This is a genomic window from Pseudonocardia sp. CA-142604 (genome assembly GCF_050948475.1).
Lineage (GTDB): Bacteria > Actinomycetota > Actinomycetes > Mycobacteriales > Pseudonocardiaceae > Pseudonocardia > Pseudonocardia alaniniphila.
The window spans coordinates 3,293,526-3,312,844 of record NZ_CP192045.1; the positions used below are offsets into that span (position 1 = coordinate 3,293,526).

A 19,319-nucleotide genomic window follows, 5' to 3' on the forward strand; every position below is an offset into this window, starting at 1 on the left:
GTGCGGTTGCGGCTGACGGTGGCCGAGCGGGTCTGGTCGGTGGTGCGGTGGATGCTCGGTCTGGCCGGCGCCGTGGTGGTGCTGTGGATCGGCGCGGCGTTCCTCACGGCGTCGCCCGCGGCCGCGGCGGTTCCGGTGGTGGCCGCCCAGCAGAGCCTGCCGAAGGGAGGGAACAGCAGGCCTGCCGGCGGTAAGAACGACGGCAAGAACAACGACAGTAAGAACGACAGTAAGAACGACAGTAAGAACGACAGTAAGAACGACAGCAAGGACGACAGCAAGAAGAACTCCAGCTCCGGCGATTCCGGAAAGGGATCGACGAAGCAGAAGGACAAGAAGAGCGACGCGAACGGCAGCGGCTCCTCGAACGGCAGCTCCTCGAACGGCAGCAGCCCGAAGAGCGGCAGCACGAAGACCGGCAGCACGAAGAGCAACAGCCCGAAGAGCAACAGCTCGAACGGTGATAGCTCCTCGAACAGCAGCAGCTCGAACGGCAAGGACTCGAACAGCAACAGCTCCAACAGCCCGAGCTCGTCCCGATTCGAGCGAGACGACAACGGCGCGGAACCTCAGAGCGAGCGTGCGCAGCCGATCTCGGGCTCGGGCAACGACGGGCCGACGGCTTCCCGTTCCGGTGAACCCGACCGGAATGCCGGGAATGCGACGCGTACCGACCGGCCGTCGACGACGCGCACCGCTTCCGCCGGTGATGAGCGGGCGAGCGGAAAGCAGCGGCGCGGCGAATCCGGCGGGGACGGTGACAGCCGCAGCCGAGCCAGGAGCGGCGCTCCTGCGAACGGCCACGGAACGGCCGCCGAGGACACCCGGGACCGCAAGCCCGGTGCACAGAACAGCGGCGACCAGAAGCGCAGCTCTCGCGTTTCCGGCAGCGCCCAGAACATCCGGGCCCAGAACACCCGGACGACCGCGGACGAACGTGTCCAGCAGGTCGTCGCGAACCGGGGCGATGCGATCCGGGACGTGATTCGCGAGGCTGTGCAGGGCCACACCGGACAGGTGGCCCAGCAGGTGCGCGACGCCGTTGACCGGACTGCCGGCGGCGATGGCCGCCGGAACGCGGCGCGTGCTGCGTCGTGGTCGGAACTGGCCGACGAGGTCGCCAAGGCGGCCGGCTCGGGCCGCGCGCAGCCGTCGCGGGTGGCCGCGGCGGACGGGTCCGGGCGGAGCCGCGGCGAGTCGGCTCGTACTTCCGGTCGCGCCGACGCCAAGCGCGGCGTCGTCGCCGAGGTGGCCCGGGCGCTCGACCAGCAGGGGCTGACGGCCGAGCCGACGCGCGCCACCGGCCGCGACCGCGGTCAGCGGGCGGGCGGCGACGTCGCGGCGAGTGTCGTCGCGGAGCTGGCGAAGCGTCTGGACGGGCCGACGGCCGTCGGTGGGCGGGACCGTCGTGCGGGTGCCACGGAGCGCGACGGCGGGCGTGCCGCCGGCCGGGATGTCGCCGCGCGGATCTCGGCCACGGTGCGGGACCGGGTCTTCGCCGAGGTGACCCGGGCGCTCGGCCGCAATGGCGGCGAGTGGGCATCCGGTGGGGACCGCGGTCAGCGGGCGGACGGGGACGTCGGGCGCGTGGTCGCGGAGCTGGCGAAGCGTCTGGACGGGTCGACGGCTGCGGGTGGGCGGGACCGCCCTGCGGGTGCCACGGAGCGCGACGCTGGGCGTGCCATCGGCCGGGATGGCGCCGTGCGGATCTCGGGTGGGGTGCGGGACCGGCTCATCGCCGACGTGACGCGGGCGCTCGGGACCCGGGGCGAGACCCCGCTTGCCCGTCCGGGTGCGGGGCGGACGTCCACGGACTCGCGACAGCGGATCGCCGCCGACCTGGCGGGGACGCTGGGCCAGTGGGCCGCGGCCGCCCGAGGCGCGGACGGGTCCGGCCGCGGGCAGGCCGGCTCGGCGCGGGGCGCCGCGACCCGCGCGGAGGTGCAGCGGTTGGTCGCCCACGCGCGGGACGTGGCACGGAGCGTGCTGTCGCGCGACGCGGATCTGGCCGCGACCGGCGGCTGGCTGGTGGACGCGGCGCGGGCTGTGGCCGACCGGGCCGGGTCCGCGGAGCAGGGCGTGCGCCGCTCGACCGGAGCGGCGGCGGACCGGGGCGCGAAGGCCCGCACCGCAGGGTCCGCCGCGGACGACGGAGTCGTCCTGGCGCGGTTGCTGCACGCGGTGGGCGGGGAGCAGCTGCGGAGTCTCGGCACCGGCTCGATGGACGCCACGACGCTGCTGCGCTCCCGGCTGTTCTCCGACGCCGAAGCCCGTGGCCCCCCGTCCTCCCGGGGCCGCCAGGGTTACGCGACGTACCACGGCGGCGGGCACGTCGTGGACGGCGAGTGGGTCTCCTACGACGACTCGGCCCAGCAGACCGAGCGGGTGCTCGAAGGCCGCATAGCCGTCGACAACAGCCGCGAGCAGCTCGCGAACGAGAAGAAGAAGGTCGCCTCCGGTGAGGTGACTGCGGCCCAGTACAAGAAGAGCTCCGAAAAGCACCAGGCGCTCGAGAAGCAGCTGGCGCAGGACCGAGCACAGCTGTCGCCGGAGCGGTCCGACCTGGTCGACGAGGTCGTCGACGGGCAGCGGACGCTCGAGAAGCAGCAGCAGCAACTCGCGGCCGAGCAGAAGAAGGTCGCGGCCGGGACCGTGACGAAGGCGGCGCACGAGCGCAACGTCGCCAAGTACGAGGCCGAGCGTGACAAGGTGTACTCGGCGACCGACGAGCTGATGGCCGCCACCGGCCACGACGCGGGCGTCGTCCCGACGGACGGCACCCGCGGGGCGGGCACCGTTGCGGGGTGCGGGTCGAGCGGGGTGTTCGTCGAGTGCGGCTCGGTGAGCCAGGACGACAAGGGCACCCAGCACGCCGACCGGTGTGTGGCGTTGTCTGGGGTGTCGTCCGGGTGTGGTGTGTCCACGAAGTCGGGCGACAACGAGAGCTCGGCCTCCTGTGTCCTGTCCGGGGCCGACAAGGGCTGTGGCAGCAGCGCCTCCAGCCGGGACAGCGACGGCACGGTCACGAAGTCCTCCGCGCGGTGCTCCGGGGACGCGCAGGACTGCGGTCAACACAGCATCGCGACGCCGGACGGCGCGGCGGCGTCCTGCAACGCCGGGGGAGGGATCTGCCGCAGCGACAGCACCGGACCCGAGCGGGACGCGGCGACGCCACCGGTGTCCGGAGCGGCGAGCCCCGCGGACCGCAAGACCGCGGCATCGGCGGCGTGCACCGGCAAGTGCGGGGTGGACAGCTTCGCAGGCCGATCGGTCGCCGACGCCCGCTGCGACACCGCAGGCGGCACCTGCGACAGCAGCAGCACCGGATCCGGGACCGACCGCCCCGACGCGCGCTGGGCCGCGACCCGCGCCGCGATCGACGACGCCACCGAGACGGCGGGCGCCGGGACCGGCGAGGCGCGCCGGCAGGGCAGCAGCACGTCGCACTGTGCGGCCGCCGCCGGCTGCGGCACGTCGAACTCGGTGGACCTGGGTGACTCCTCCACGGACGAGGTCGCGGCGGACGCCCGAGTCGAATGCGCCGGCGCCGCCGGCTGCAAGGGCTCGGCGAGCAGCAGCACGGACGCCGGCCACAAGACCGGCACCACGTCCGCTGCCTCGGCCGCGCAGGGCACGCCGGAGTCGGCGACGAACGGGAAGGCGGACTGCACCGTCACGGGCGGCGCGTGCAACGTGCGCAGCGGTTCGCACGCCGCCGGCGACGGCTACTCCCGCGGCACCGCGGGCAGCAGCGACGCGGCGGTCGAGGTCGACTGCGGGGCCGGGTGCACCGGCACGGGCACGACGGCCACGGCGGGATCCGCGAGCGGGGTCCGGGCCGGTGCGAAGCGGGAGAGCACCGGCCGGGCGTCCTGCACCGCTGGCGGCAACGGGTGCCAGGCCCACAGCAACACCGAGGTGGACAACCCGGTCGACGGGCAGGACAACTCGTGGGCGAGCCTGCTGCGCGACGGCGGCACCGCCCGGCCGGCGGCGGTGACGGACGGCGCCGCCACGGCGTCCAGCTCGGCAGGCGCGAGCGTCGACTGCGCCGGTGCCGGATGCAGCGGCACGGCGAGCAGCGCCACGACCGGTTCGGTCACCGGCACCCCCGCGGCCGCGGGCGCGGCGGCGCCGGTGCGGACGACCAGCGGTTCCTCGCGCTGCGACGCGCACGCCGGTGGGTGCTCGGTCGACTCCAGCTCCGAGGTGGGCGACAGCACGGCCGGGCCGGCCACGCGCTCGGCGCAGCTCACCTCAGGGGCGGCCAGGCAGCCGCTCGCCTCCCGCGAGCTGACGGCATCGAGCAAGGCCGGCGCGCAGGTCGACTGCACCGCCGCCACGTGCTCGGGTTCCGGGTCCAGCACGACCTCGGGCGCGGCGTCGGGTGATGTCACCGGCGTGCGCGACAGCACCGGCTCCTCGTCCTGCACCGCCCACGGGGCCGGTGGCAGCTGCACGACCTCGGCGGACACGACGGTCACCGACAGGGCCCCGGCCACGAACCCGGCGAGCACCACCGGCGGGGTGACCCCGGTGTCGGGGCCGGTGAGCGTGTCCAACGCGTCGGCGTCGGTGAAGTGCGCCGGCGCGGTCACCGAGTGCGGCGGCACCGCGAGCTCGTCGACGAGTGCCCGGGACACGGCGGTGTCGCCGCACGCGCGGGGCACCTCTGCGACGTCGGAGTGCACGGTCACCGGCGGCGGGTGCTCGGGGGACACGACCTCGGCCGCGTCGAGCGCCCCGGACTTCGTGGCGACCGACCCGAACACCGGTCTCCCGGTTGCCGGGCAGCCGCTGAACGGGCCTTCGTCGACCTCGTCGTCGAACGCGAGCCTGGCGTGCGAGGCAGGCACGGCCTGCTCGGGCACGGTGCGCACCAGCACGACCGCCTGGGACGGCGCCGTCGCCGGAGGTGCGCCGCGCACGTCGGAGGGCACGGCCGGCTGCACCGGCGGCACGGGCGGCTGCCAGGTGCAGTCGGTGTCGAAGGCGACCACCGGCCCCGGTGCGGCGCTCGCCCTGTCCACCGCCCCGCAGTCGGGCGCGGAGCAGGCCGGGACCCAGCAGAACAACGTGGCCAAGCGGGTGAACGTGGCCCGGCTACCTGCCGGTCCGTCGGCGGCCTCGGCCGCTGGTGCCGCTCTGACCTGTGAGGGCGAGACCGCGTGCACCGGGAAGGTGACCAGCTCGGCGACCGCCACCGACCCGTCGGTGTCGCCGGACCCGCGCGGCTCGCGCAGCGAGGGCTCCTGCACCGGGGTGTCGGGCGGGGTGTGCCAGGCAGTCACCAACTCCGGTGCCTCGACCGGCCCGGATGCGAACGTGATCGCGCCGCTGGTGCAGGCCCGCTCCACCTCGAACGCCACGGTGTCCTCCACCACCACCGGCGACGGTGGCGGTGACGGGGGGTCGGCGCCGCCGGAGGGGCAGCAGGGGCCGCAGAAGCAGCAGCCCGCGGTCCCGCCGGCGCCGACGGCGCCCGGGTCGAGCGCGAGCTCGGGTGGCCCGACGGTGCCGGGTGCATCCAGCTGGACGATGGCGTCGGCGACGCTGGACTGCGCGGGTAGCACCTCGTGCTCGGGCACGGTGCGCAGCTCGGCGGCGGGCAGTGACGGCCCGGCGGCGTTGAACCCGGCCACCGGGGCACGTGGTCCTCCGGAGGGTGTCTCCAGCAGCAGCGCCTCCTGCACCAGCGGCCGGTCCGGCTGCCAGGCGCAGACCAGTTCCACCGCGGGATCCGGCCAGGTCGTGGCCGACATCATCGCGGAACAGCAGAACGACGCAGCCGAGCAGGCGAAGCAGCAGGCCACCAAGGCCGAGCAGCTCGCCGCGCAGGCCGCACAGGTCGCCGCTCGCAAGGGCGCGACCGCAGCACAGCGCAAGACCGCCGCCGACGCCGCCACCGCGGCCAAGCAGGCGCGCACGGCCGCCACCAAGGCCGCGGAGCTGGCCGCGAAGCCGGTCACCGAGGCGCCGGCCACCATGTCGCAGTCGAGCGCGACCGCGCAGTGCGCCGGTCCGGGGTGCGCCGCCGCGACCACGGGTGGCACGAGCGGCACGCCGGGCCGTACGGAGACGGCGGCCCGCTGTACCGCCGCCGCGAGCGGTTGCATGGTGGCGAGCGACGCCAGCGCGTCCACCGACCGCGACTCCGGCCAGACCACCGGCGAGGGCAAGAGGGCCAAGCCGATCCCGGGCTCCTCCGGCATTGCGCAGGCCGGCTCGCAGATCGACTGTCCAGAGGCAGGCTGCACCGGCACGCTCACCGGCAGTGTCACGGCCGTCGCCGGGCCGAAGGGCCAGCGCAGCACCAGCACCGCCACCGGCGCCACCGGTTGCGACGGCACCACCGCGTGCCGGGCGCAGATCAGCGCCTCCTCGTCGACCGCGTCCACCACGCCGGGTGTCAAGACCGAGCAACGGTTCGCCACCACCACCGCCTCGGTGACCGCTACGTGCGACAACGGCACCGCGACCGGCTGCGCCACCCGTACCTCGTCCAGGTCGGACGCCGTCGGCGCGGCCGAAGTCACGGCGCATTCCACTGCCACTTGCGCGGCGGCCGGGGGCTGCCAGTCCGCCACGGGCGGGTTCGCCGGTGAGGGTGTTGCCGAGGTGACCGGCAGCTGTGCCGGCACCGGATGCCGCATCCACGCCGAAGGCAAGGCTCGCGCCGCCGCCCCGGGCGGGGTCAACAAGGCGTCCTCCCGCACCGACTGCACCGCCGGGACGAACGGGCAGTGCGCGGGCTCGAGCCGGGTCGGCGCGAGCGAGACCGGGACGCAGGCCTCCGCGGCCTGCGAGGGCAGCATGGGCTCGACCTGCCGGTACAGCATCTCGGCGAGCAGCAAGGCACAGTCCGCCACCGGCGGCAACCGCGCCACCGCCAAGGCCGGCTGCGGCTCACGCGGGGGGGCCGGCAGCGGTTGGTGTGGTACGAGCGCGGTGGCGCAGACCACCCCCGGCAGCGCCATGGCGGCGGCATCCTGCCAGGGCAGCAAGAACTCCGGCTGCCGCTACTCCTACCGGGCCGAGAGCCACGCATCCGCCCCCGGCGCCAAGGGCGACGCGGTCGGCTTCGGGAAGGGCACCACCGGCGGCGGGCAGGTGATGACCACGGCGGCCGCAGCCGGCGACGCGAACTCCGCGCAGGCGTCCGCGTCGTGCATGGGCACCAAGGGCACCAGCTGCAGCTACTCGTACTCGGCTTCGCGGTCCGCATCGGCGCGAGACCCGGAGACGGGGTCGTACGCCTGGGCTCGCGCGTCCGGTTCCGGCGGCGGCGGCATGGGCGGTGGCGGGGTCGCGGTGTCCGCCAGCGCCTACGCCGAAGGCAACCACGCGTCGGCGTCGGCCACCTGCTCGGGTGCCGCGAACTGCAACGCACCCTTCTACGCCAAGGCCAAGGACTCCAGGAAGGGCGCGGAGCAGGCGGCCACCTGGGAGAACGACGGCGGCTACTCAACGGCCTGGAAGACGGCCGAGTGCTCGGGCAACAACGGCGGCTGCGGCGTCACGGCAATCGCCGTCCCCGGCCAGAAGAACGGCGGCAACGCCTACTGCACCGGGTACTGCGCCAACTTCAAGGAAGCTGGTGCGAGCTCCTGGGTCAAGACCGTCGACGCCGGGTGGAAGCGAGCCCAGGCAGCCGGGGTCGAGATCGACCCCAAGACGCACGAGCCCATCATCGACCCGAAGACGGGCCGGCCGAAGCTGCGCGACATCGGCGACAACCGCTACGGCGCCGAATTCCAGTGCAACGGGAACGAGTGCAAGTACCGGTACCGCAACCTCGGCGACACGCAGGACGGCGCTTGGCAGACCTGCACGAAGGCCGACTGCGTCAAGAAGGCCGGTGTCGGCTCGAGCGGGCAGAAGCTCACCGTCGGCGACGACGGCAACCTCGTCGTCAACAACCCGACCGCGCCGGGCGGCAGCAAGTACGACACGGCCACCGACCCGAAGGAAGCTGGTAGCTACCGCGACGACCAGGGTCGCGGCATGGGCTGGGCGAAGACCACCGGCTCGATCAAGGACGCCTTCACCGGCAGTACCGCGACGGCGAAGGGTGGCGGCGGAGTCACCGCCAGCTACGGCGATTCGCACGGTGCCGCGTTCGTCGTCGCCTGCCCGAGCGGCTGCAGCGGTGTGCTGAAGAACGGCAAGACGAAGGACGGGAAGCCCGTCGCCGACACCTTCGACATCGGTGGTTTGTTCGGCACGAAGGGCGCGGCCGCCTGGCTCATGGCCCGGGACCAGTTCGACAACCCCGCCATGGCTTCCTGGAACGGGCAGGGCAAGTTCACCTCCTTCGAGGGCGTCAAGATGATCGCCAACGGTGACGGCCCGATCCAGATCAAGCAGGGTCCCGGCGAGGTGGGCAAGTGGAAGCCCAACACCGCGTTCGTCATGACGGCCGGCCGGGGCAACCCCCACGGCAAGTACGAGATGTACGGCCAGTCCGGCTCGGTGGAGCTGCCCGACGGCCGGAAGATCGAGAACACGTACCCGATGTTCGGGACCGGCTCGCCGCTGATCCTCTCGTTGCCCTCCTTCAACTGCCTCTCCAACTGCAAGGCCCAGAAGCCCACGGCGGCCGACCGGCTGGTCGTAGTAACCCCCGACGAAGAGGGCAAGGGCGGCAGCTTCGACTGCTACGGGATGTGCCGCGAGACGGTCCCCGGCAACAAGAACGTGTCGCTTGACAAGAACTGCCAGGTGATCTGCAACGGCTCCGTCACCGGTCTGGGTAAGGGCCCGAACGACCTGAACAAGGTCGACCCGACGAAGCGGACCTGCACCGCCGTGTGCCTGATGCACGACGAGTTCGCCGGCAACGAGGGCACCAAGACACCGAACGGCTACTTCGAGGTCCGGCTCGACGGGCCCGGCCAGGTCTACAGCTTCACGCCGGAGGGCGACGCCCAGTACTGCGCCGCCAAGGGCTGCGGTTTCGTGCAGGGCTACCGCGACGCCAAGGGCAACGGCGGCTTCGGCGTCTGCTATGGCGGCGGCACCTGCATCGGCGAAACCAACGCGCCCGGGAAGGACGCGGCGCACAAGACCCTGATGTGCGACAACGGGAACTGCAAGCCGACGGTGCTGCTGTACCCCAACCAGACCGACATCGACAAGTACGGCCCGAACGACGGCTGGTACTGCGGTAAGGGCGCAGGCGCCAACGGCTGCACCGGCGGTGACCCGAAGACCATGGTCAAGGGCCGCGGTGAGGCCGACCCGAGCTGGATGCTGCTGCTCGACCCCAGCTACACCCGGACCGCGACCGACGCCCCGGTCGACAAGAAGCTGAAGGAGGACCTGACTCAGCCGATCATCGACGCGAGCCAGAAGAAGCTCGACGACGAGAAGAAGCAGGTCGCGGCCGGCAAGCTGAGCGAGAAGACTTACCAGGAACACGTCGCAGCCCACAACAAGTTGGTCAAGAACCTCACGGAGAGCGACCAGCTGCCTCCGCTGGACCCCGCCTCCTACAACGCCCTCACCGAGGACCAGAAGAAGGCGTACGACAAGGCGGTGCGCCCGCTGAGCGCCGTCGAGAAGGCGTTCGCCGAGGCGCGGGTGGCCGGCGCCGAGTCCAACGCGCAGTACGTGAAGGACAAGGGCAACGCCGAGCTGCCGGGCCTGAACCGGATCCTCGACAAGGTCCAGCAGACGGGTGACACATCGACGCTGACCAAGGACGAGCAGCAGCTGCTGAACACCGCGCAGAAGCGCTTCCCGCTGCTGGAAGTCGACCGGGGCATCGTCAACGGCCTCGACCAGATGGACTACCAGCGCCTGCTCATCAACGCGAAGAACCAGAGCGTCGCCAACGAGAACCTGCCCGGAAAGCTCGGCGGCAAGTCGCTGACCATGATCAACGAGGACATCCAGAAGACGCTGGGCGTCAACAAGAACGGTCAGCAGCTCGACGACCAGGGCCGGGTCATCGTCTCCAGCCAGAAGGAGGCCGACGCCCTGCCGAAGGGGACCCCCTTCGTCCTCCTCACACCCGACCAGCAGGCCCAGGGCAACGCCGCGGGCGTCGTCAACCTCGCCATGGTGGGGCGCAAGGAAGACTTGCGCCTGCGCACCAACGCATGGGAAGAGCAGAGCGCCGCCTACAACCAGCAGAAGACGGCGTTCCAGCAGAAACAGAAGAACGGAACCGCGACCCAGGCCGACGTCGACCGGCTCAACGCCGAAGCCGACAGGTTGAACGCGATCCGATCGGGGATCACCGGCGACTGGGACAACATCGGATCGATCAGCGATTACCTCAAGGGGCAGCCGAAGCTGCCCGGCAAGCAGCTGGGCCCGGCGGACTTCGAGCACCTGCGCACGTACGACATCGGCATCGCCGCCAACGCCGACGACCCGGCGTGGTCGGACCAGCTGACGAAGTGGGACCAGTTCCAGGACCGCGCGACCACGCTCGCCAACCACCTGGAGAAGACCCGCGGTGTCGATGACCAGGTCACGAAGGACATCAAGCTGCTCGCCTCGACGGCCGGGCTGAACTACGACACGGTTCTGCGCGACCTCGGCTCCCGCTCCGAGAACAACAAGCTGTTCGCCCGGAGCCCCGACAACAGCAGGACCGAGCTGCTCCAGCTGCCGTCGACCGGCCGGCCGGACATGGTTTACGTCCTCAACTCGGGGATCAACAAGCACTACTACGACAGCGTCACCGACCCTCTGATGAAGAAGTACTTCGACGAGGGGGTCAAGAAGTACGACGGCTACGACGGCGACGCGTTCGCGGGCGCGACCCCGGACGACCGGCGTGCCGAGTTCGCTTCGCGGGGCACCCCGCAGGAGATCATGAACTCGTTGTCGGTCTCTCTCACGAGGGACGAGTTCGACAAGCTCGACGGCGACATCAAGAAGGGGATCGAGAAGTACTCCAAGGACGGGTCCCACACCGACGCGCTCATGACGCTGTACGAGGACCCCGACTCCCACGAGCTGCGCTACATGCCGATCTACCGGGTGATGGACTCCCAGGGCAAAGTCAAGGCGTACATCGACGTCAAGGGCGCGAACTACAACGATCTCAACGACTTCCGCGACAACAACGAAGTGTTCGGCGAGGGCACCAAGCTGCTCGCCCCCTCCGATCTGAGCGCGAAGATCGGCAGCTTGCACCTGGAGACGACGAACGGGAAGCACGTCAAGCACAAGTGGGCCGACCGCGCCATGGGTGTCGTCTCGTTCGTCGGTGCGGGATTGATGTTCGTCGGCGGCACCGCGGTCGGGGTCGGCACCCTCGGCCTGGGCGCCCCCGCCGCGGCGGGCATGTACGCCGTCGGTGTCGGCCTGACCGCCGCCGGGGTCGGCTACTTCACCGTCCGGGCCGTGCAGAACTGGAACAACCGCACCGCACACGGGCAGTCCAACAACGTCTTCACGAACCCGGCCGCGCGCGCTGACGCGATCATGGTCCTCGGCAGTGCCGCGCTCGGGGCGGGTTCACTCGTGAAGCTAGGGGCAGGCGCTGCGGCCGTTGCCGAGATGGGCCGAACAGCCGCGGTCGCGGGAGGGACGGCCAAGGTCCTCAACGGCGCCGCCTTCGTTGGCTTCGGCGAGCAGTTCGTCGAGGGTGGCTACCACTACGCCGCGAACTGGAACCGGATGAGCGGCGAGTACCGGTTCTGGGACGGGCTCAGCCTGGGCATGAACGGGCTCATGATGGGCGTCGGCGCTGTGCAGATGACCGGCAAGCTCCCCCCGCGCGCTTGGACGAAGGCAGGCGGTGGCCCAGGCTGGCGGGCCGCCATCCGCAATCGGGTACCCGACCTCACCACCTCACGCGACGTGACCGCTGCGAACCCCGGCGACCTGCCCACCGATCCCACCAACCCGACTCCCGCAACGCCTCCTGCCACCCTGCCCCCGGGCGGCAAGGGCGTCAGCGGGGTCGGCGGTAAGGACACCGGCGGCGACGGCGCGCCACCCGCCGGTGGCACCGGCGGCGACGCTGCCACCCCGCCGGCTGGTGGCAAGGGCGGCGCCGGCGGCGACGGCACACTGCGTGCCGGTGTTGCGGGCGCGGGCGGCGATCCCGGCATCCCGGCCGGTGGTAAGGGCAGCAGCGGCGACACGGCGACGCCGCCGGCCCGTGGCAAGGGCGCCGAAGTCGAGCAGATCCGTGCCGGTGCCCGCAGCGAGGACACCGACACCACCACCAGCGGCGGGACCCGGGCCGATGAGCAGGCTGCGGCGGCTCGCCAGCAGACTGATCAGGAGGCCGTGGTTCGCCCGCGGGCTGAGGAGGACGCCTCGGTTGCTCGCCCGCAGGCTGACGAGAGCTCCTCGGTCACTCGCTCGCAGGCTGACGACGACGGCTCGGTTGCTCGCGGGGGGCAGGCTGACGAGGAGGCCTCGGTCGCTCCGCGGCGTGCTGGCGAGGAGGCTGCGGCGGTCCGCGCGCAGGCGGACGAGGACGCCCGGGCGGTTCGGGCGCAGGCGGAGAAGGAGCAGACCGCGGGCGTGCGGGCTCGTGCTGAGCAGGACGAGGCCGGCGTGCGGGCTCGTGCCGAGCAGGACGAGGCCGGCATGCGGGCTCGCGCCGAGCACGACGAAGCCGGTGGCATTCGGACTCGTGCCCGGGACGAGGCCGCTGCGCAGACTCGCGCGGAGCAGGAGGCTGTTGCGCAGACTCGCGCGGAGCAGAAGGCAGCTGCTCCGGGCTCGGTGCCGCGTCCGGTCGGCGTCGCGGGCATTGTTTCGGCCGAGGCCCCCCGCCCGGCCACCGCGGGAGCTCCCGACGCGCAGCCCGCGGCTGCTGACCCGGCTCCGGTCCAGGGCGTGGGCCTGGCCGATCCCGCCTCGCCCGGCGAGCCGGTGACCGCCGGGACCAACCCTGTGCAGCCGGCAGGCACGCGGCACGCCGGGCCGTTCGAGGCCGCGCCTCCGGACGCGCAACCACCGGCACAGCCCACCGGCATCGGCTCGCTCACGCCGGAGCACACCCCCGGTGCCCGGTCCGGTCAGGTGGGGCTCCCTCCGGCGCGCAGTCCACCTGGCGACTCCGGCGTGGTACCGGTTCCTGGCCGCGTCACCGACACCCCGGGTGGGCAGCCGCCGCACGGCGAACCACAGGGCGCTCCCGCCGGGACCTCCGACGGCGTCATGTCCGAGCCCCGCCCGGGCAGCGCCTCCGAACCCGGTTCGGGCGCCGGCGCCGGGACGCGCGCAATCGCCATCGGCGATGCCGACGGGGCGGGCCGCAACCCGGCGCACGATCCTGCCGACCCGCCGCAGCCGCAACGTCCGCAGGGCCCCGCCGAGCAGAACCCCCCTGCCCTACCGGTGCGGGAGAGCGCCGGCGGTCGCAGCGACTCGACCGGCGGTTCCACGACCAACGGTGGCGATGTGGCCGCCGGGGACGGGCCGCCGCCGCTCAGGGGTGCAGCTGACGGCGAGCTCGACGGCTTCGACACCACGGGCAACCCGCGAGGAATCGACCCCCTCAAGACAGGTATCCCGCCCCCAGGGCCGGGCTCCGCGATCACTGGCAAGACCGGCGATGCCGGTCGGGCTGGTCACCAGGACCCTGCCACCGAGCAGGGAGCACCGCCGGCCGGCGACCACACCGGTGCAGGTGCGCACGGCAGCACACCGTCGCGGCGAGCGGACGTGACACCCGAGGGCGCTGCCAGCCGTAACGAAGAAGGACCGAGCACTCGCACCAGCGAGCTGCCCGGCTCCGCCCGCAACAACGAGGAGGCCGGCCGGCAGGCAGACACCCCGGGCCGCAATGCGGCCGGTGACGTCATCGGTGAGCACGAGCAGGGTCGGGAGCCGCAACCAGGGACGAGCGAGAAGGCCACACCGTCGATCGACCGCACCCCTGATCAGGACACGACGCCTGGCGAGCGGGGTGCAGAGTCCCGTGTCGACTCCACGAACCGCACCCTGACCGGGCAGCAGGACGCCGGTCGGCGGGGAGCGATGACGCCGGCGGACTCGACCGAGCCACCGGTCCGCGTCACCGTGCAGGTCGTCGAGAACACGAAGGTCTCCGCACAGCACCAGCGTGTGCAGAGCCTGCGGGAACGCGTCGACGAGCTGGGCGAGAAGGTCGCCGAGGCCGACGCCGCGGCGACGCACGAGCGTGCGAAGTACCACGACGGGCCTGTGCAGCGCCGGTCGAACGAGCTGCACGACCAGCGGCGGGCCGCCCGTGACGACCTGGTCTCGGCCGAAGCCGAACTGGCGCGGCTGCGCGGTCCTGGCGCGCTGCCGGAGCTGCTCGGTGAGCACCTGGTCGTTCGGGGCGAGGCCACTGTCGAGCTGTCGGTGGCCGCGCGGCCGGGCACCGCAGGCGATGGGGGCGGCCCGGTGGCGGGCCCGCGGCCCTCCGGATCGGCCGGCGATGTCGTCCGGGCACCCGGTGGCTCCAGCGGCCGCCCTCTCACGTGGGCAGGTCGCGTCGCCGCGTCGCTGAAGCGGACGACCGTCGGGGCGGCGGCAGCGATCATGTTCGTCTCGAACCTCGCCCCGGTGAGCGCCGCGAAGCCCGGCGTACCTCGGGACGTCGCGGTCGTGGCGGAGGTTCGTCCCGCGGCGGAGGGGCCGGACGGTCCGGCGACCGGCAGCAAGCTCGCCGGGAATCGCGCGACAGGCGCGGCTCCCGAGCAGGCGGGGCGTAGCACCACCGTCGAAAGGCTCGCGTCCGAGGTGCGAGGTCCCGAGCGCGGGCCCGCGATGGACCGCGGCGTGCCCGCGAGCGACCGGGGCGTGCCCGCGAACGACCTGGCGCGTGGCGTGCGGGGACCGTCGAGTGCGACCGGGACATCGGCGGGGCAGGACCTCGTGGCGGCGTCCTCGGGGTCGGCGGACAGGCCCGAGGACCCCGCTCCTGTGCCCGATCGTCCGTACGCGCCGTTGTTGATGCCCGCGCAGACGGTGCCGGTGTTCGACATCCGGCTGGTGTGGGCGTTCGGTCCGGTGGTCAACCCGGCCCTGACCGAAGCCGCCATCGAGCGTCTCGCGGAACGCGGCATGCTCCAGGAACTCGACCGGGTCCGGCCCATCCAGCTGTCGCGGCGGCAGTGGCAGCGGATCGTGAACCGCCACGCCGGCGCCGATCCGCACGCGAACCCCGATGGTGTGTACCGGGTCGGACCCGTGGACGAAGCGGGCAAGCAGGCCTACCGCGAGAGCGAGATCGGCAGGGCCTGGGCGCAGCACCGCGCTCTGTGGGGGCAGTACCACGCGCTCGTCCGCCAGGTCGCCGCCGCTCGCGACTCGGCCCTCGAGGTGACGCAGCGCCTCTGGGAGGACCAGGCCGGGGACCTGGAGAGGGCGGCCAACGGGGCGCGCCGGGATCTCGACGGTGTGCTGCGGCGGGCGAACCTGCCGCGGCCGAAGCGTGGCACACCGGCCTGGCAGCAATGGCTGAGTGGCAGGGCCGAGGCCGAGGCGGCCGCCACCCGGCTGACCGAGCTCCAGGACGACCTGCGTCGACGGGCCGACGCCGCGCGCACGGAGGCCGCGGAGATCGCCGCGCAGCGGGCCGGGCTCGCTGGTCGGCCGGTGGGCCTGCGGCCGCCGTCGCGGCAGGACGGCGGGGCCGCGCTGGCGTCGATGGCGCGGACGTTCACGGTGCTCAACACCGTGCTGGGAGTCCGGGACGGCGGTTCCGGGACCAGAGTCGTCCCGTTGCCGGTCGTCGAGCAGCTGATCGAGTTGCACAACGCCGCACCGACCGTCCGGAACGGGGTTACCGGCCTTCTGGTCCGGCTCCGGGGGTTGCTGCGCGCCGGTGGGCTCGCGGATCACCGGCGCGGCGCGCGGATCGTCGAGGCCTTCTCCGCCCGGCAGGGGTTGGGTTGGGATGTCGCGACCCAGCAGCGGGTGCTGGAGGCGCTGCGAGCCGTTCCGGCCGTTCCCGACGGATGGCAGGCGTCGACCTTCGGGCGGTACCGCCAGGCGCCGGCCGGCCGGTGGACCCTGCCGGTCTGGATGGCGCACCACGTGGCGGCTCGGCTGATTCCAGGTGCCGTCGGGATCACCCTGGCGGGTGGGGCGTCGGCGGTGCTCGGTTGGTCCACGGCGGTGGTCGTGGGGGCCGGCGTGCTGGCGGCGGGGGTCGCGGCGGGCGCGGCCCGACTCATCGGCCACGTCGTCAGGGCCCGCGGGCCACCCGCGCTGCGAACCGTCATCTTCATCGGGGCCGGCCTCGCCGCGACGGTGGGCCTGCTCGTCTGGGGTCCCGATGCCGGGGCCATCGCTGCCGGGTCCGTCTTCGGGCTGCCGTTGCCGCGAGGCCCGCACCGTTCGGACAGGCGCGACGGCGAAGCGCCGGGCTTCGTCCTGGACAGCGAGCAGCCGTTGCCGGGAGCCGGGGCGCTGGGCCTCCTCACCGAGGAGGAGATCGCGCGTGCGCACGAGGCGTTCGCGGCCGTCCGGGCGATGCAGGCGGGCGTGCGACGCACGGGCGGTCCGGCGGATGCCGGTCGCCTGCCGCAGCTCCGGGCGGGTGAGGAGTGGTTCGCCGCGGACCCGGACGTGCTCGCCGAGCAGCTGCGCCGGCGCGGGGCGTCCCCCCTGCAGATCGACCGGATCCTCGGTTCGTGGGCGTTCAGCTGGCTCGACCCGGCCGCCGGGACGGCGGTGTTCGCGCTCCTCGAGTCCCGCTGGGCCGTGCTGGAGGACATCGGCCTCCTGGGTGAGGTGCTCGACCACGAGCGCCGTCACGTCACCGGCGGGTTCGCCGACGGCCTGGCGCACGACGACGAGGCCAGGGCGCTCATCGCCCGGATTCACTCCGCGATCGGGGCCTTCCACGGGGCGTGGCTGCGCTCCGGCCGCGTGCCGCAGGGCGGACTTCCGCTGCGCCCGCTGCGGGGTCTGACCTTCGTGAAGGACCTGGCGCCCGGCAAGGAGCTCCGGGACCGGCCGATCGTCATGCTGATGCGCGACGGCGAGGGGCGCCACTGGGTGGTCAAGCGCGGCGCAGTGGGTCGCGGCGTGGTGGTCGGCGGCGTCACCGCGGCGACCGCCTACCGGCTCCAGCTCTCGCCGGCGGATCGGGTGGCGGGGGCGGCGCCGGTGTGGACGACGCTGGCCGTCGCCGTCGAACCCGTCGCCGACCACCTCTACACCCGGCCGGTCCTCGAGGTCGGCGAGGTCGTGTCGATCAGCGAGGTCGCCGAGGGTGTCCACCCGGACTTCCAGGGCGAGACGGGCGCGGATCTCCAGGAGCAGCTGGCCCGCCACTACTCGATCACCGCCGTCCTCGACGACTGGGACGGCGTGCTGCAGCACAACCTCATCCGGACCCCGGCGGGCACGCTGCAGCGGTTCGACTTCGACCAGGCGCGGTTGGTCGAGGACGATTGGTTCGGCGTCATCGTTTCGCTGTTCGACCCGATCTTCGGCCGGCTCTCCCTCGACGACGTGCTGGCGCAGTTCGCCGACCGGCTCATCGACCAGGACCGGCTGCTCGGCGCGCTGCCGAACGAGGACGCCCGCGCGGTGGTCGTGGAGAGGCTGGAGTGGATGGCCGAAGCACTGCGCTTCGGCCGGCTGCCGGACGAGGTGAGCGTGGGCCTGGAGCGGGCCCAGCGTCGTGCCGCCGGCCACGCCACGCCGCGCGTCCCGGTGGCGCCGGGCGGCTACGGGCCGCCGACCCGGCACGTCGACGCGCGCAGCCTCGACCTGGTGCCGCAGGGGGTGCGCCAGACGGTCACCGCACAGCAGCTGCTCGACCTGGTGAGCATCGAGCGACGGGTGTGGGTGCACGCCGAGCTGCCCGGTGCTGGGGGTGTGGGCCGGTGGGACGTCACCTGGGACGACTCGCCCCAGGCCGCACCGGCCGAGCAGCCGGCAACGGCGCAGCGCCGGACGTCGCTGCTGCGGCGCCTCTTCGGCGCCGACCACCGGTCGGGTGGGCCGCTGGCGGCGGCACCGCTGGGGTTGTTCCCGGCGGCGGACTGGGTTCCTGGCTGGGTGGAGGCGGCGCTGCGGTGGGGTGCCACCGGAGCGGCGGCCGTGGCCGTGGGGTGGCTGGTTGCGAAGGTCGTCCGGAAGGCGGTGGCCGGGTCGCCGTTGCAGTCGCGCTCGTCCACCGCGGCACTGCGCGCCGCCGCGGCCGGGCTGGGCCGCGGGCTGCGAGCCGTCTTCCGGACGCCGCTGCGCCTGGCCGGCGGCGCGATCGGCGCGGTCGGTCGGGTACGCGACCGGCGGGCCGCGCGCGCGATGCTCCCGCAGGTCCGGCAGGCGCGCGAGCGGCTCGCCGCCGCGCCGCGGTTCCGCTGGGACGCGGGCCTGCTCGTCGAGGGCAGGCGGCTGACCCGCGAGCTCGACCGGCTCGCGGGCGCGCTCGACGGGGTGCTGGACGGCTCCGGCTCCGACCGGGCCAGTGCTCTCGCCGGCCGGGTGGACGTGGCGCTCGACGCGCTGCGGCGGCTGCTGGCCGCCAACCCCGCGCGCGGCCCGCCCGCCGCGACGGTGACGACCGCGGCCCCTGCGAGGGCGGGACGGGCGCGCTGGGCGGCGCGGGTCGCGGTGGTGACCGCAGCGGCGGCGGCCGTGGTGTTCGACCTGGTCGGCCCGGCCGTGGGCGTCGTCGTCGCCGGGTTCCCGGTGATCGCACGGGTCGCGGTGGCGGCCGGTGCGGTCCGGGTCGTGTCCTGGCTGGGCCGGCGGGGCTGGAACTGGCAGCTGGCCCGCTGGGCGGAGATCGCGACGGCGCCCGATGCCGGCACCGCGATCGCACCGGTCGACGTGTGGCGCCTGCTGGTGTGGGCCGAGCGGGCCCGGTCGCCGCGGGCAGGTGGGGTCGGCGGGTTCACCGTCGAGCAGCTGACCGGTGGCGCCGCGGCGATGGGCCTCGTCGCGGGCCGGGACCCGGCGGTGCTGGTGGCGCTCGCCGACCGGCTGCGTGCGGCCGGGCGCCGCGGCGGCGTCAGGGACGCGCTGACGCGGTTGGCGGCGGGGACGGAGCCGCTGGTGGTGCGGGCGGTCGACCCGACGGGCGCGGTTCGGTGGCGGCCTGCCGACCTGCTGATGCAGCTGCTGGCCCGGGGGCCGCCGCAGTTCGCGGGCGCGCTGGCGGTCGACCCCGCCGCGGTGCTGGTGGGCGTCGACCTGCCGGCGCTGGGCGAGGAGCGGCTCGGGGCCGCCGTGCTCGCCGCCGCGCGCCGTGTGGTGTGGCGGCGGAACGCGCTGCGGAGTGGATGGCGGGCGTGGGTGCCGCAGCGGGCGATCCCGCTGTGGACGCAGCGCACGGCGGTCCAGCAGCTGCGGAGGCTGATGGCGCCGGTCCGCCCGGCCGCGCAGGAGGTTCGCGCCGACCGGGCGCA

1 protein-coding gene (only partly in view) is annotated in these 19,319 nt (G+C 73.6%); it reads left to right on the top strand.

Annotated elements, in window-relative coordinates; genetic code table 11:
- Window positions 1-19,319, top strand: the 5' end (the start) of a protein-coding gene (locus ACQPZQ_RS15250) for a DUF4781 domain-containing protein (RefSeq protein ID WP_433296131.1). Its footprint extends 20,368 nt past the window's final position; the window shows 19,319 of its 39,687 coding nt (coding positions 1-19,319); it begins with the start codon at window positions 1-3; its stop codon lies off the right edge, out of view.